A 13,459-nucleotide genomic window follows, 5' to 3' on the forward strand; every position below is an offset into this window, starting at 1 on the left:
ACATGGCGACCGCATCAGTGGCCAAACCAGGTGTCAGGACGCCGCAGAAGCTTCTTCAGCCACCTGCTCACGGCTGGCATAACGCTGCGCCAGCACCGCACAGACCATCAGCTGGATCTGGTGGAACAGCATCAGCGGCAGGATCATCGCGCCAATGCCACTGCCGACGAACAACACCTGCGCCATTGGCACCCCGGTAGCCAGGCTCTTCTTCGAACCGGCGAACAGGATGGTAATGCGGTCCTCCAGGTCAAAGCCCAGCAGCTTGCCGAGCAGCCGGGTACCGTACAGCACCACTGCCAGCAAAATCCCGCACACGGCAAACAACCCGGCCAGGTGCTGCGGCGATACCGTGTGCCACAGCCCGGTGACCACCGCCTCGCTGAACGCGGTGTAGACCACCAGCAGGATCGAGCCCTGGTCCACCACCTTGAGCCAGCGCGCATTGCGCTTGACCCACGCACCGATCCAGCGCCGGGCGACCTGCCCGGCCACGAACGGCACCAGCAGCTGCAGAGTGATCTTCAGCACCGCATCCAGGCCGGAACCGGTATCGCCGCTGGCCCCCAGCAACATCATCACCAGCAACGGCGTGAGGAAGATACCCAGCAGGCTGGATGCCGCCGCGCTGCAAATGGCCGCCGGCACGTTGCCACGCGCCAGCGAGGTGAAGGCGATGGCCGACTGCACGGTGGCCGGCAAGGCACACAGGTAGAGCACGCCCAGGTACAGCTCGTTGCCCACCAGCGGCACGAACAGTGGCTTGAACGCCAGGCCCAGCAACGGGAACAGCACGAAGGTGCAGGAGAACACCAGCAAGTGCAGGCGCCAGTGCCCGGCACCGGCGATGATCGCCTCGCGCGACAGCTTGGCGCCATGCAGGAAGAACAGCAGGCCGATGGCCAGGTTGGTCAGCCAACCAAAATACACCGCGCCGTCGCCCGAGCAAGGCAGCACGGTGGCAATCAGTACCACCCCGAGCAAGGCCAGGGTGAAATTGTCGAATAACATGCGCAAATACTTCATCACAGTTTCCGTCTTGTCATTGTGCAAGGGCAGACGATAAGGTCTTCGGTTTTTCGCCGCTAACGCCGGAACCCCCACCGGTGTCGCTCAACGGACACGCTCCAGCACAGGACCCGCTCATGCCCCTCTCCCGCCTGGCTGCACTTGCAGCCGCCATCACTCTCACCCTGGGCTACAGTGCCGCCCAGGCCGACGACCAGTTGCAGGCCAAGGTCGACCAGATCATCCGCCCGCTGATGCAGGAGCAAGGCATCACCGGCATGGCCGTGGCCATCTATGCTCGCAACCACGCGCACTACTTCAGCTATGGCGTGGCCAGCAAGGCAGACAATGTGCCGGTCAGCCGCGACACGCTGTTCGAGATCGGCTCGCTGAGCAAGACCTACACCGCCACTTTGGCCGCACTGGCCAGTGCCGAAGGCAAGCTGGACCTCGATGCCCCGGCCAAGCGCTACCACCCGGCCCTCGCCGGCGCACCCATCGGCGACGCAAGCGTGCTGGAGCTGGGCGCCTACAGTGCCGACTGCCTGCCATTGCAGTTCCCGGATGCGGTGCAGACGCCGCAGCAGGTGGTCGATTTCTTCCGTCACTGGCAACCCCGCGCCAAACCTGGCACCCAGCGCTGCTACTCGAACCCCAGCCTGGGCCTGTTCGGTGACCTGGCCGCCCGCGCGCAGCATCAGCCGTTTTCCACGCTGATGAGCGAGGGCCTGCTGAAACAGATGGGCCTGGAAAACACCTATCTGCAGGTCCCGGCCAGCGCCCAGGGGTTGTATGCCCAGGGCTACGACAGTGCCGACAAACCGGTGCGTGTCGGCCCCGGCCCCTACGCCGACGAAGCCTACGGCATCAAGACCAGCGCCAGCGACCTGCTGCGCTATGTGCGCCTGCACATGCAGCCGGAGGGGCTGCCGCCGGCGCTGGCGCAAGCCACGGCCATCACCCAGCGGGGCTACTTCCAGGTCGGCGCCATGACCCAGGGCCTGGGCTGGGAGCGTTACCCCTACCCGGTCACGCTGGGCACACTGGTCGATGGCAACGGCCCGCAGCTTATCCGTGAACCCCAGGCAACCACGCGCTTGCATCCAGCCCTGCCGCCGCTGCCGGCAGCCTGGTACAACAAGACCGGCTCGACCAATGGTTTCGGCGCCTACGCCGCGTTCGTGCCCGCCGAACAGCTGGCCGTGGTGTTGCTGGCCAACCGAAATTACCCGAACGAAGCCCGGGTGCGCGCGGCCTTCGACATTCTGTCCGGGCTGTAGTGCGGGCAGCGATTGTCGAACAAAACGACACAATGTAGTGACCAAAAATATTCACTACAAAATGGTTGACGCCGTTCATCGCCCTTGGGCATGATGAAGCCGTCTCCCTGATCGGGAGCGGTGGCAAGGGTGTTCCAGACGGCCTGCGCGGTAACGCAGGCCGTCCGTGGAGAGGGAAACTGTCCAAAAGGCAGCGTGAGAAAGCCCCTGTTGCGATGCTGCTGTAGCAGCCTTGGTAGTGCGCTACACCGTGGTAGCGCCAACTGTGAAAAATCACCTACGAATGGGTAATGGGGGCTTTATGATGAACTTGAACAACAATCCGACTATCGACCAATTGGCTCAGCTGTTCGCCGTACGCAAGGACAGCCTTGACGACCATCTGCTGTGGGTCAGCCAGACCGGTGAAGTGCGCCTCGACCGCCTGCCACCGAACACCGTCGAAGATGAATTCGAAGAGCACCTGCCCAGCATGCGTGCCCGCTTCAAGGTCTACCGCCGTGGCCAAGGCTACGTCGGCAAGAAGGCCGCCGCCGACACCGAGTTCGTTGGCCGCGTCCTGCAGACCCTGCAACAAGAATGGCCCGCTGCCCGTGAGCAGCAGGCAGTCAAGGTGATCGAACCGCTCAACTGAGGGTTCCCACCCTTACCTGAGCCCGGCCCGCATAGGCCGGGCTTTTTCATGCCTGGCGCCGCTGGCTGCGGGGCGCTGGCAGCGGCAAGGCGCCGGTTGCCATCGCCCGGGCACGGTCGACACCCCATACCAGGGCGCGGGTCATGGTCTCGCCTGGCCGTGCGGGGTAATACTCCTCCAGCAATGCTCGCCCATCCCCGGCATACAGCCCCAGGAACAGCTGGGTCGCCCCCAGGCGCGACAAGCGCACCTGCACGTCCAGCGTGGTGCCGTCACTGAGTGCTTCGTCGTGGCAGCGGCTGTGCAGCTGGGCGTCGGCCCATTGCCAATAGGTCTCTTCCCTGACTCGCATGAGCATTCAATCCTCCGTTGCTGGAATGCCGCGCAAGAAAACCACAGCCTCGGCCATCCTGCGAGCGCTACCCGGCAATGCCATGAGGCGGATCAAGAAATGGCAATAAAAACCCCGCCATTCGGCGGGGTTGTGCTGGAGCGGGATCACTTCTTCAGCGGAACCCGCGGCATGAAGCGGCCTTTTTTGCTGCGCTGCAGGTGTGCAGGCTGGAGCTGTTCGGAATCATCCAGCGTCATGTGGGCGAAGCCCAGGCGGAATGCCGCCTGGCCGCAACGCACCTGGCTGTTGATGGGGAACGCGTCGTTCAGGTCTTCGAAAAAGGATTCGCTCATGCCCTGTCTCCCTCCAGTGGCGGACGCGCCGGCAACCAGAACAGTTGCTCCACCAAACGCGACCTGTGAAGGTGAGACTAGCTGGTCATTTGCGGACCGCCCGGACCTAAGCCCTGGACCCGACCAGCGGCAGACGCTCTACTTCAGGCGCACCGCTGTGCCGGTAGCAAATACCACGACCATGCCGCCCTGTACCGACGGCATGCTGATCTCGAAATCCACCCCCACTACCGCATCGGCTTGCAACTGGCGTGCCCGCGCCTTCAGTTCTTCGGTGGCCTGTTCCCGGGCTTCGCGCAGTGCGCTTTCCAGGGTTTGCGAACGGCCGCCGAAGAAGTCGCGAAAACGTGCAAAGAAATCGCGCACGAAGTTGATGCCCTGCACCGATTCGGAGCTGACCACGCCCAGGTATTCGGCAATCGGGCGGCCTTCGAGCTGGCTGGTGGTGGAAATGATCATGGGGTGCACTCCATTGGCCTGGCAAAAGAGGCCGATTCTAACAGAGCGCAAATCCACTCGCAGATATGCAGTCATTGCAGTCATTGTGGGAGCGGGCGTGCCCGCGAAGCAGGCACCGCGGTGGTTGGCATGGGCTTCGCCCGTGTTCGCGGGCACGCCCGCTCCCATAGGGATTGCGCTGGCTTGCGATTTTCAGTCGGACAGTGGTTGAAGGATCAACTACGCGCTGACCGCGCGCAGCCGTTGGCCAATGCGGGCGCCGAACACGTTCACCAGCAACCCTGCCATCACCAGCAATGCGCCCCAGCCCTGGGTCGCGGTCAAACGCTCGCCCAGCAACAACGCCGACGAACTCAGGCCAATCACTGGCACCAGCAGCGAGAACGGCGCCACCTTGCCGGCCGGGTGACGCGACAGCAGCTTGCTCCACAGGCTGTAGCCGAGCATGGTGGCGACAAACGCCAGGTAAGACAGGGCCAACACCGAACTCCAGCTGATATTGGCAAGGGCATGGCCAATACGCTCCGGCCCCTCCAGCCACCAGGACAATGCCAGGAACGGCAGTGGCGGAATCAACCCGCCCCAGATCACCAGCGCCACCAGGTCAACCGAGCCAAAGCGCCGGGTAATGATGTTGCCCATGCCCCACATGGCGCCGGCACACAGGGTCAGCACCAGCGCCAGCATCGGTACATGGCCGTCGTCTTCGCTGCCTATAAGCGCCAGGCCGCTGGCGGCCACCAGCAGCCCCAGCACGCTAGCCAGGCGCAACCGCTCGCCAAGGAACAGCGCGGCAAAGCCGAGGGTGAAGAACGCCTGCGACTGCAGGATCAGCGAGGCCAGCCCTGGCGGCATGCCGCTGTACATGGCCTGGAACAGAAAAGCGAACTGGCCCAGCGAAATGGTCGCACCATAGGCGATCAGCCAGCGCCAAGGCAGCTTGGGCCGCTTGACCAGCAGGATTGCCGGGAACGCCACCAGCAAGAAGCGCAATGCCCCCAGCAGCATCGGCGGCAACCCGTCGAGGCCAACCTTGATGACCACGAAGTTGACTCCCCAGGCAACAATCACCACCAGGGCGATGAGCAGGTCCTTGAGCGGCATTGCGACATCCTTCTTCAAGCTTTCTAGACATATTTCGTTACAGCATAAGGCTATTCCTTTGACAGGGACCAGCACAGTTGCAACCCATCATTGCGCAACAGCACGACTGTTTCTCTCGCAAGAGATGGCTTGACCAGACTTGTATATACATGCTCATATCATGCGAGGTCATCCGCCTTGCGTCCCGCCGATGACTGACTCGCTTACACAAAAACAATGAAGCGGAGCCACTGAATGTCCAGCAAACCCGTACTCGAGCGGCGCTCGATCGACTACATACCCGAGACTGAACGCCATGGACGCGTGTACAGTCAGTTCACCCTGTGGCTCGGAGCCAACCTGCAGATCACGGCAATCGTGACCGGCGCCCTGGCCGTGGTGCTCGGTGGCGACGTGTTCTGGTCGCTGATCGGCCTGCTGCTCGGTCAATTGATCGGCGGCGCGGTCATGGCCCTTCATGCCGCTCAAGGTCCTCGTCTGGGGCTGCCGCAGATGATTTCCAGCCGCGTGCAGTTCGGGGTCTACGGCGCGGCCATACCGATGGTGCTGGTATGCCTGATGTACCTGGGCTTCACCGCCACCGGCACGGTGCTCTCCGGACAGGCGATCGGCCAATTGCTCGACGTCAGCGACAGCACTGGCATCCTGATATTCGCCAGCATAATCGTGCTCGCCACCCTGGCCGGATACCGGGTGATCCACTGGATCGGCCGAATCGCCAGCGTGCTGGGCATCATTGCCTTCGTCTACCTGTTCAGTCGCATCATGATGCTGGCCGACATCGGGCAGTTACTCGACAATCGCCACTTCAGTTGGGCATCGTTCCTGCTCGCCGTATCACTGGCTGCGTCCTGGCAGATCGCCTTCGGCCCCTATGTGGCCGACTACTCGCGCTATCTGCCAAGCAGTACATCGCCAGTGAGGACCTTCCTCGCCGCAGGCCTGGGCTCGGTGATCGGTGCCCAGGCATCAATGATCCTCGGGGTGTTCGCCGCCGCCATCGCCGGTGCCCAGTTCTCCGGTCACGAAGTGGCCTACATCGTCGGCCTGGGTGGCGCCGGTAGCACCGCAGCGCTGCTGTATTTCTGCATCGCCTTTGGCAAGGTGACCATCTCGACGCTGAACTCTTATGGCAGCTTCATGTGCATTGCAACCATCATCAGCGGCTTCCGCGGCCACCTGGCGATCAGCCGTGCGCAGCGCCTGCTGTTCGTACTGGGCATCGTCGGCGCCGCCACCCTGGTGGCCTTGCTTGGCCAGCATTCGTTTCTCAGCGCGTTCAAGTCCTTCATCCTCTTCCTGCTGACGTTCTTCGTGCCATGGAGCGCGGTCAACCTGGTCGACTACTACTTCATCACCAAGGAGCGTTACGACATCCCCGCCCTCGCCGACCCGCAAGGCCGATACGGCCGCTGGAACTGGCCCGGAATCACCGTCTACACCTTGGGCGTGCTGATACAGATGCCGTTCATCGACACCAAACTGTACACAGGGCCGCTGGTCGCGCACCTGGGCGGTGTGGATATCTCGTGGCTGATCGGCCTGGTAGTGCCGAGCGTGCTGTACTACTGGGTGGCACGGGGGCGGGCGCACGAGGCACCGGCAGCGATGATCGTGCCTGACGCACACTGAGCCCACTCGCCATCAACGTAGAAACGTCTTGCCCTCTCGCCGCAAACGCGATGCGAGGGCAAGACGGCTTTCACCGCGAGCGCGCCAATGTCAACGACGATAGTCCGGCGCGACTCGCTCCAGCATCCGCAACAACGCCGCCCACGCCAGCTGCAGCGCATCCGAATCCGCCAGCTCGCCCTGCTTCAAGCCCCGCCCCGGATCATTGAACTGCCGCTCGGTATGCCTACACACTTCGGCGGGCGGTAAAATCACCTGCCCGGCGCTCTGTGCCGCCAACTGGATCTCGCACGCCTTCTCCAGGTAGTACATGCGCAGGAACGCTTCGGCCACGCTGCGCCCGGTGGTCAGCAGGCCATGGTTACGCAGGATCATCACCGGCTTGTCGCCCAAGTCGGCTACCAGCCTTCGCTGCTCATCCATGTCCAGCGCAATCCCTTCATAAGCGTGGTACGCGACCTTGCCATAAAACTCCATGGACATCTGGTTGAGCGGCAGCAGCCCGCATTCCAGCGCCGCCACCGCACAACCTGCCCGGGTGTGGGTGTGCAGCACACAACGGGCATCCTCGCGGGCAGCATGGATGGCGCTGTGGATGACGAAACCGGCCGGGTTGACCGGGTGCGGCGTCGCTTCCACTGGCCGGCCTTGCAGGTCGATCTTCACCAGGCTGGAGGCCGTGATCTCATCGAACAGCAAGCCGTACGGGTTGATCAGGAAGTGGTGCTCCGGCCCCGGCAGGCGCAGGGAAATATGGGTGAAGATCAGGTCGCTCATGCGGAAGTGGGCGATCAGCCGATAGCAGGCGGCCAGCTCCTGGCGCAGGCTTTGTTCCGTTGCGGTCATCATTGTTATTCCTTTGCAGAACGCTATTTGCTGGCCCACGCATTGAAGCGCTGTTCCAGCTCTTCGCCATGGTCGACCCAGAATTCCACATTCATCGCCAACGCCCCCTGCAGGTTCTGCGGCGAAGTAGGCACCCAACTGGCCAGGGACGGGTCGAGCTTCGCTGCCGCCTGGGTGTTGGTCGGCCCATAGGGGATCTGCTGCACATAACGCACCTGGGTATCCGGCTGGTTGGCGAAGGCGATCAGCCGCTTGGCCTGGTCGACATGCCGCGAGCCTTTGATGATCGCCCAGTAATCCATGCCATACAGGCTGCCAGGCCAGACCACTGCCAGCGGGCTGCCCTGCTGGGCCGCCACGGCGATGCGCCCGCTGTAGGTCGAGGTCATCACCACGTCACCCGCCGCCAGCCACTGGGCAGGCTGGGCCCCGGCGTCCCACCACTGGATATGCGGCTTGAGTTCGCTGAGTTTGGCAAAGGCACGCTCGACCCCGGCCGGAGTGGCCAGTACCTTGTAGACATCCTCGACCTTGACCCCGTCAGCCATCAGGGCGAACTCCAGATTGTACACCGCACGCTTGCGCAGGCCGCGCTTGCCCGGGTACTTGCTCACGTCCCAGAAGTCGGCCCACGACGCAGGCGCCTGGGCCAGCTTGCTGCGGTCATAGGCAATGGCCACGCTCCATACCAGCGCGGCCGAGCCACAGGCTTGTGCCGCGTCGGCAATCAGTTCACCCGCATGGCCCATGCGCTGCCAGTCCAGCTGCTCGTAGATGCCCTCGTCGCAGCCACGCATCAGGTCAGGCCCTTCGATCTGCACCACGTCCCAGTCGACATTGCCGGTGTCGGCCATTACCTGGATCCGTGCCATTTCGCCGTTGTACTCGCTCTGGATCAGCTTGCTGCCATCCTGGGCACTGAACGGTTTGAAGATCGCCTCGTCCTGGGCTTTCTGGCCGGCACCACCATAGCCGACCACGACCATCTGCGGTGCCGCTTGCGCACTGCCCAGGCCCATGGCCAGCAACGCTGCGCAAAGGCTGCTTACACGTGGGAATACCTGCATCGTAGTTGCCTCCTGTCGGTGCCCGAGGGGCCCGTTTTCTTGTTGTTGTGAGGTCACGCCCTCGCCATGAGGGTGAGAAAAACCTAGTCGTCGACCAGTAAAAAAACAAGTTGATTTTTTACTGACGCTACACTTTCATAAAAAAACAAGAACAACACCGCACCGGAGCCGCCTGTATGCAGACCGCCTTCCCTCACCTGTTCGAAGCCTTGCAGATCCGCGGCAAACGCTTGAAGAACCGCATCATGTCCACCGGCCACGACACCTGCCTGCCTACCGACAACCTGGTCAACGACAAGCTCATCGCCTACCAGCGCGCCCGCGCCGCCGGTGGCGTCGGCCTGATCGTGCTGCAGGTGGCCGGGGTGCATGACAGCGCCCGCTACACCTCGCATGTGCTGATGGCCACCGACGATGCCTGCATCGACGGCTATCGCCAGCTTGCCGAGGCCTGCCATGAGCATGGCACCGTGGTGCTGTCGCAACTGTTCCACCCCGGGCGGGAGATCATGGAGTCGGCGGACGGCTTGCTGGCGGTGGCCTACTCGGCGTCCGCGGTGCCCAATGAACGCTTCCGGGTGATGCCGCGCGCGCTGGACCAGGCAATGATCGACGAGATCGTCCAGGGCTATGCCAGCGCTGCCCGCCGCCTGCACCAGGCCGGGCTGGATGGCGTTGAAGTGGTGGCCAGCCATGGCTACCTGCCTGCGCAGTTCCTCAACCCGCGGGTGAACCAGCGCACGGATGGATACAACGGTGAGCTCGAGCAGCGCCTGCGGTTCCTGCGCGAAGTGCTGGGCGCCGTACGCGCGGCCACCGACGAGCAGTTCATCATCGGCCTGCGCATCAGTGCCGACGAGCGCGACAGCCAGGGGCTGAGCGAGGACGAATCGCTGGCTGCAGCGGTTGCCTTGCAGGGCCAGCTCGACTACCTGCACATCGTTGCCGGCACGTCGGCATCCTTGGGCGGCGCCGTGCATATCGTGCCGCCGATGGCCATTCAACCGGCCTACCTGGCCCGGGAGGCCGGCACCTTCAAGCAGCACCTGGGCATCCCGCTGTTCGTCACCGGGCGTATCAACCAGCCCCAGGAAGCCGAACTGATCCTGGCCCGTGGCCAGGCCGATGTCTGCGGCATGACCCGTGCGCTGATCTGCGACCCGCAGATGCCGAACAAGACCGAGCATGGCCAGGTCGAGGACGTACGTGCCTGTATCGCCTGCAACCAGGCTTGCATCGGGCACTTCCACCGTGGCCTGCCCATTTCCTGCATCCAGCGGCCGGAAACCGGCCGCGAATTGCAGTACGAGCAACTGTCCATCACCACCCACCCCAAGCGCATCCTCGTGGCCGGTGGCGGGCCCGCCGGCATGAAAGCCGCCGCCGTGGCCGCTGCGCGCGGGCATCAGGTCACGCTGTACGAGGCTGGCCCGCAGCTCGGTGGCCAGGTGCTGCTCGCCCAGTTGCTGCCACGGCGCAGCGAGTTCGGTGGCGCCAGTACCAACCTGCAGCGGGAAATGGCCCTGGCAGGCGTGGAAGTAGTGCGCAACACCCGGGTCGACCGCGCACTGGTCGAACGAGAACGCCCCGACCTGGTGATCGCGGCCACCGGTGCCACCCCCTACTGGCCGGCCTTCGAGCGCACCGGTGAGCTACAGGTGGTGGACGCCTGGCAAATACTGCGCAATGAAGCAAAACCGGGGCGCTCGGTGCTGGTGATCGACTGGCGCTGCGACTGGATCGGCCCCGGCATCGCCGAACGCCTGGTACGCGAGGGCCACCAGGTGCAACTGGCGGTCAATGGCACTCATTGCGGAGAAAGCCTACCGCTGTACGTGCGCGACCAACTGGCCGGCGAGCTGCATCGCCTGGGTATTCCCGTCACACCGTATGCCCGCCTGTATGGCAGCGACGACAACACGGTGTACCTGCAGCACACCGCCAGCGGCGAACCGATGATCTTCGAAGGCATCGACACCCTGGTACTGTGCCTGGGCCATCAACCGGAAGACCGCCTGGCCACGGAGCTGGCCGGCCTGGTCGAGGTGCGCCGCATTGGCGACTGCCTGGCGCCGCGTACCGCCGAAGAAGCGATTCACGATGGCCTGACGGTTGCCTGGGCGCTCTGAGGCTGTACATACTGCGGCTTTTCACGATGGACCGACGTGCATGAGCCAACTCCCCCAGCCCCCTGCCAGCGAAGCCGGGGGCGCCGCGCCGCAGTTTCTCGGCAGCCGCATTCGCGGCCTGCGCAAACGCCGTGGCATGACCCTGGCGGAGCTGGCCACGCACAGTGAACTGACTGCTGGCTACATCAGCCAGCTGGAGCGCAACCTCTCCTATCCATCGATTCCGGCGCTGTTCAACATCGCCCGCAGCCTGGGGGTGACTATCCAGTGGTTCTTCGCCAGCGAAGCCACCACTGCGCCCGAGGACCAGGGCTATGTGGTACGGCGCAACAGCCGCCTGAGTGTGCATTACGAAGATGGCATCGTCGATCAACTGCTCACGCCCCAGCCCAACCGCCAGCTGGAAATCCTGCATTCGCGCTTCCCTCCGGGCAGCTACAGCCAGCAGAGCTACAGCCACGACGGTGAGGAGGCCGGCTACATCCTCAGCGGCAGCTTCGAGCTATGGGTAGGCGAGCGGCATTTCCAACTGGGTGAAGGGGACAGTTTCAGCTTCTCGAGCCAGGAACCGCACCGCTATGGCAACCCCGGCGAGGTGGATGCCGTGGTGATCTGGGTGATCACGCCGCCAACATTCTGAAGCACGCTCGCTCCCCAACATCCAGCAACAGGGTCTACCTTGTTAACCGAACTACAGAGGAGCACAACCATGAAGCAGATCCTGATCATTGGCGCGGGCTTTGCCGGCCTGTGGAGCGCGCTCAGCGCCGTCCGCCAGCTTGACCTCCATGACCGCAAGGATGTCGAGGTCACCTTGCTTGCCCCCCAGGCCGAGCTGCATGTGCGCCCGCGCTTCTACGAACCCGACGTCCATGCCATGGCCGCGCCGTTGCAAGAGCTGTTCGATGCCGTCAACGTCCGCTTCGTGCAGGGCACGGCCTTCCACATCGATGAAGCGGCCCGCCGCGTCAGCTACCGCACACGCAGCGGTACCCAGTGCAACCTGCCCTACGACCGCCTGATCATGGCCTGCGGCAGCGTGCTCAACCGGCCCGACATGGTCGGCATCGAGCATGTGTTCGATGTCGACAAGCTCGACAGCGCCGCGCGCCTGGAAACCCACCTGAAGTCACTGGCGAACCTGCCCGACACACCGGCGCGCAATACCGTGGTGGTGGCCGGCGGTGGCTTTACCGGCATCGAGACCGCCACCGAACTGCCGGCCCGCCTGCGCGAAATCCTCGGCGAGGACGCGTCGTTGCGCGTGGTGGTGGTCGACCGTGGGGCGAGGATTGGCGCGGCCCTGGGTGACGGCATCCGCCTTGCCATCGAGCAGGCCTCCGAGGCCCTGGGCGTGGAGTGGATCTGTGGCGCCACGGTAGCCTCGGTCGACCCTGTCGGCGTGCTGCTGGACAACGGCCAGCGCATCGACGCCAGCACGGTGATCTGGACCGTGGGTTTCAAGGCCAACCCGCTCACCGAGCAGATCAGTGGCGAGCGCGACCGCCAGGGCCGCTTGCATGTCGACGGCAATCTGAAGGTGAAAGGCAATGATGCCGTGTACGCGGCAGGTGATGTGGCCTACGCCGCCTGCGACGAGGCTGGCAATTACGCAGTGATGTCCTGCCAGCATGCGATTCCGCTGGGGCGTCATGCGGGCAACAATGCGGCGGCCGAGCTGATTGGCGTGGCACCGAAGACCTACAGCCAGCCCAAGTACGTGACCTGCCTGGACCTTGGGGCCTGGGGGGCGGTGTATACCGAAGGGTGGGAACGCACGGTGTCGCCACCGGAAGACAAGGCCGAGGCCAAGGTGTTGAAGGCGCAGATCAATACCGTGTGGATCTATCCGCCGGCGGCCGAACGTGCTGCAGCGCTGGCAGCGGCTGACCCGGCTATTCCGGTGGCCTGACACCAGGCCGACGCGGTCATTGTAGGAGCGGCCTTGCGGCCCATCGCGACACAAGGCCGCTCCTACATTTGATCGCGTACCTTCGATCAGGCAGCAGCAAACAGCTCGTTGGCAATCTGCGCCTGGGCAGCATCGATCGCCTGGCTGCGGTGCTCAGGGCCATAGGCCAGGCCATGGGCGCGGACGATTTCCAGGTCGGTGACACCGATGAAGCCCAGGAATACCTTGAGGAAGTCCTCATGCCCGGCACCAGTCGGCTGGCCAGCGTGCAGGCCACCGGCGGTGGACACCAGCACTACCTTCTTGTTGCCGCACAGGCCTTCCGGGCCGGCTTCGGTGTAGCGGAAAGTCTTGCCGGCGACGGCAACACGGTCGATCCAGGCCTTGAGCTGGGTCGGCACGGTGAAGTTGTACATCGGCGCACCAATCACCACGGCATCGGCAGCCAGGAACTCTTCCAGGGTTTCCGCGCTCAGCTTGGCTTCGAAGGCCTGGGCTGCGTCGCGCATGTCTTCCGGGGTGCCAGCCGCTACCAGGGTAGCCGCGGAGAAGTGAGCGATGGCGTCAGCGGCCAGGTCGCGGTACACCACTTCCACGCTCGGGTCGGCGGCTTTCCAGGCTTCGACCACTTCGCGGCTCAGTTGGCGGGAGGCGGAATTGTCGCCCAGGATGCTCGAATCGATATGCAACAGTTTCATGGG

At 63.8% G+C, this 13,459-nt stretch carries 14 protein-coding genes; 6 read left to right on the plus strand and 8 right to left on the minus strand.

Features of this window, described 5'->3' with window-relative positions; all coding sequences use genetic code 11:
• Positions 1-33: 33 nt before the first annotated feature.
• Entirely contained in the window at positions 34-1,026 is a 993-nt protein-coding gene (locus CAG00_RS05515) for a bile acid:sodium symporter family protein (RefSeq protein ID WP_015270181.1), read from the minus strand.
• Positions 1,027-1,145: 119 nt separating this feature from the next.
• On the opposite strand from CAG00_RS05515, the gene ampC reads away from it, so the two are divergent.
• The gene (gene ampC / locus CAG00_RS05520) at positions 1,146-2,288 is read left to right on the plus strand and encodes a class C beta-lactamase (protein ID WP_085663680.1); all 1,143 of its coding nucleotides are present in this window, start codon (positions 1,146-1,148) and stop codon (positions 2,286-2,288) included.
• A gap of 301 nt (positions 2,289-2,589) precedes the next feature.
• Positions 2,590-2,922: a hypothetical protein gene (locus CAG00_RS05525; RefSeq protein WP_003253895.1), complete on the plus strand. Its 333-nt coding sequence runs from the start codon at positions 2,590-2,592 to the stop codon at positions 2,920-2,922.
• A 46-nt stretch (positions 2,923-2,968) separates the two neighbouring features.
• Here the strand turns inward: CAG00_RS05525 and CAG00_RS05530 are convergent, their stop codons facing one another.
• The 4 genes from CAG00_RS05530 to CAG00_RS05545 all read right to left on the minus strand — a co-directional run bounded on the left by CAG00_RS05530 (position 2,969) and on the right by CAG00_RS05545 (position 5,172).
• Positions 2,969-3,280 carry a hypothetical protein gene (locus CAG00_RS05530; protein ID WP_025339398.1) on the minus strand — a complete coding sequence of 104 codons (312 nt, stop codon included), beginning with the start codon at positions 3,278-3,280 and terminating at the stop codon, positions 2,969-2,971.
• Between the two features lie 140 nt (positions 3,281-3,420).
• Complete coding sequence (locus CAG00_RS05535; RefSeq protein WP_003253897.1) at positions 3,421-3,609, minus strand: hypothetical protein; 189 nt, start codon at positions 3,607-3,609, stop codon at positions 3,421-3,423.
• Positions 3,610-3,747: 138 nt separating this feature from the next.
• A complete protein-coding gene (locus CAG00_RS05540; RefSeq protein WP_003258990.1) occupies positions 3,748-4,068 on the minus strand; it encodes a YbjQ family protein in 321 nt (106 codons plus the stop codon).
• 219 nt (positions 4,069-4,287) lie between these two features.
• On the minus strand, positions 4,288-5,172 hold the full coding sequence (locus tag CAG00_RS05545) for an EamA family transporter (protein WP_085663681.1): 885 nt from the start codon (positions 5,170-5,172) through the stop codon (positions 4,288-4,290).
• A gap of 234 nt (positions 5,173-5,406) precedes the next feature.
• Here CAG00_RS05545 and CAG00_RS05550 point away from each other — a divergent pair, with 234 nt between their 5' ends.
• Positions 5,407-6,804 (plus strand): cytosine permease, encoded by a 1,398-nt coding sequence (locus tag CAG00_RS05550; protein ID WP_085663682.1) that lies wholly within the window; start codon positions 5,407-5,409, stop codon positions 6,802-6,804.
• A gap of 90 nt (positions 6,805-6,894) precedes the next feature.
• Here the strand turns inward: CAG00_RS05550 and CAG00_RS05555 are convergent, their stop codons facing one another.
• Both CAG00_RS05555 and CAG00_RS05560 read right to left on the minus strand, forming a co-directional pair.
• Positions 6,895-7,650 carry a class II aldolase/adducin family protein gene (locus CAG00_RS05555; protein WP_085663912.1) on the minus strand — a complete coding sequence of 252 codons (756 nt, stop codon included), beginning with the start codon at positions 7,648-7,650 and terminating at the stop codon, positions 6,895-6,897.
• Positions 7,651-7,673: 23 nt separating this feature from the next.
• Positions 7,674-8,717, minus strand: coding sequence for an ABC transporter substrate-binding protein (locus CAG00_RS05560; protein ID WP_085616674.1), 1,044 nt, complete (start codon positions 8,715-8,717; stop codon positions 7,674-7,676).
• A gap of 176 nt (positions 8,718-8,893) precedes the next feature.
• Here CAG00_RS05560 and CAG00_RS05565 point away from each other — a divergent pair, with 176 nt between their 5' ends.
• The 3 genes from CAG00_RS05565 (at position 8,894) to CAG00_RS05575 (ending at position 12,758) form a co-directional block, all read left to right on the plus strand.
• Positions 8,894-10,846, plus strand: a complete 1,953-nt coding sequence (locus CAG00_RS05565) for an FAD-dependent oxidoreductase (protein ID WP_085663683.1) — start codon at positions 8,894-8,896, stop codon at positions 10,844-10,846.
• 40 nt (positions 10,847-10,886) lie between these two features.
• Positions 10,887-11,486 (plus strand): helix-turn-helix domain-containing protein, encoded by a 600-nt coding sequence (locus CAG00_RS05570; protein WP_025339404.1) that lies wholly within the window; start codon positions 10,887-10,889, stop codon positions 11,484-11,486.
• 69 nt (positions 11,487-11,555) lie between these two features.
• Entirely contained in the window at positions 11,556-12,758 is a 1,203-nt protein-coding gene (locus CAG00_RS05575; RefSeq protein WP_085663684.1) for an NAD(P)/FAD-dependent oxidoreductase, read from the plus strand.
• A gap of 86 nt (positions 12,759-12,844) precedes the next feature.
• Here the strand turns inward: CAG00_RS05575 and CAG00_RS05580 are convergent, their stop codons facing one another.
• Positions 12,845-13,456, minus strand: coding sequence for an FMN-dependent NADH-azoreductase (locus tag CAG00_RS05580; protein ID WP_049277030.1), 612 nt, complete (start codon positions 13,454-13,456; stop codon positions 12,845-12,847).
• Positions 13,457-13,459 lie beyond the last annotated feature (3 nt).

The organism is Pseudomonas sp. B5(2017), assembly GCF_002112825.1.
GTDB lineage: Bacteria > Pseudomonadota > Gammaproteobacteria > Pseudomonadales > Pseudomonadaceae > Aquipseudomonas > Aquipseudomonas putida_Z.

Coding starts and splice junctions, on each gene's coding strand:
- CAG00_RS05580 (WP_049277030.1), bottom strand. CDS start 13,456: ATGAAACTGTTGCATATCGATTCGAGCATCCTGGGCGACAATTCCGCC.
- CAG00_RS05550 (WP_085663682.1), top strand. CDS start 5,407: ATGTCCAGCAAACCCGTACTCGAGCGGCGCTCGATCGACTACATACCC.
- CAG00_RS05570 (WP_025339404.1), top strand. CDS start 10,887: ATGAGCCAACTCCCCCAGCCCCCTGCCAGCGAAGCCGGGGGCGCCGCG.
- CAG00_RS05565 (WP_085663683.1), top strand. CDS start 8,894: ATGCAGACCGCCTTCCCTCACCTGTTCGAAGCCTTGCAGATCCGCGGC.
- CAG00_RS05515 (WP_015270181.1), bottom strand. CDS start 1,026: ATGAAGTATTTGCGCATGTTATTCGACAATTTCACCCTGGCCTTGCTC.
- CAG00_RS05555 (WP_085663912.1), bottom strand. CDS start 7,650: ATGACCGCAACGGAACAAAGCCTGCGCCAGGAGCTGGCCGCCTGCTAT.
- ampC (WP_085663680.1), top strand. CDS start 1,146: ATGCCCCTCTCCCGCCTGGCTGCACTTGCAGCCGCCATCACTCTCACC.
- CAG00_RS05545 (WP_085663681.1), bottom strand. CDS start 5,172: ATGCCGCTCAAGGACCTGCTCATCGCCCTGGTGGTGATTGTTGCCTGG.
- CAG00_RS05560 (WP_085616674.1), bottom strand. CDS start 8,717: ATGCAGGTATTCCCACGTGTAAGCAGCCTTTGCGCAGCGTTGCTGGCC.
- CAG00_RS05535 (WP_003253897.1), bottom strand. CDS start 3,609: ATGAGCGAATCCTTTTTCGAAGACCTGAACGACGCGTTCCCCATCAAC.
- CAG00_RS05540 (WP_003258990.1), bottom strand. CDS start 4,068: ATGATCATTTCCACCACCAGCCAGCTCGAAGGCCGCCCGATTGCCGAA.
- CAG00_RS05525 (WP_003253895.1), top strand. CDS start 2,590: ATGATGAACTTGAACAACAATCCGACTATCGACCAATTGGCTCAGCTG.
- CAG00_RS05530 (WP_025339398.1), bottom strand. CDS start 3,280: ATGCTCATGCGAGTCAGGGAAGAGACCTATTGGCAATGGGCCGACGCC.
- CAG00_RS05575 (WP_085663684.1), top strand. CDS start 11,556: ATGAAGCAGATCCTGATCATTGGCGCGGGCTTTGCCGGCCTGTGGAGC.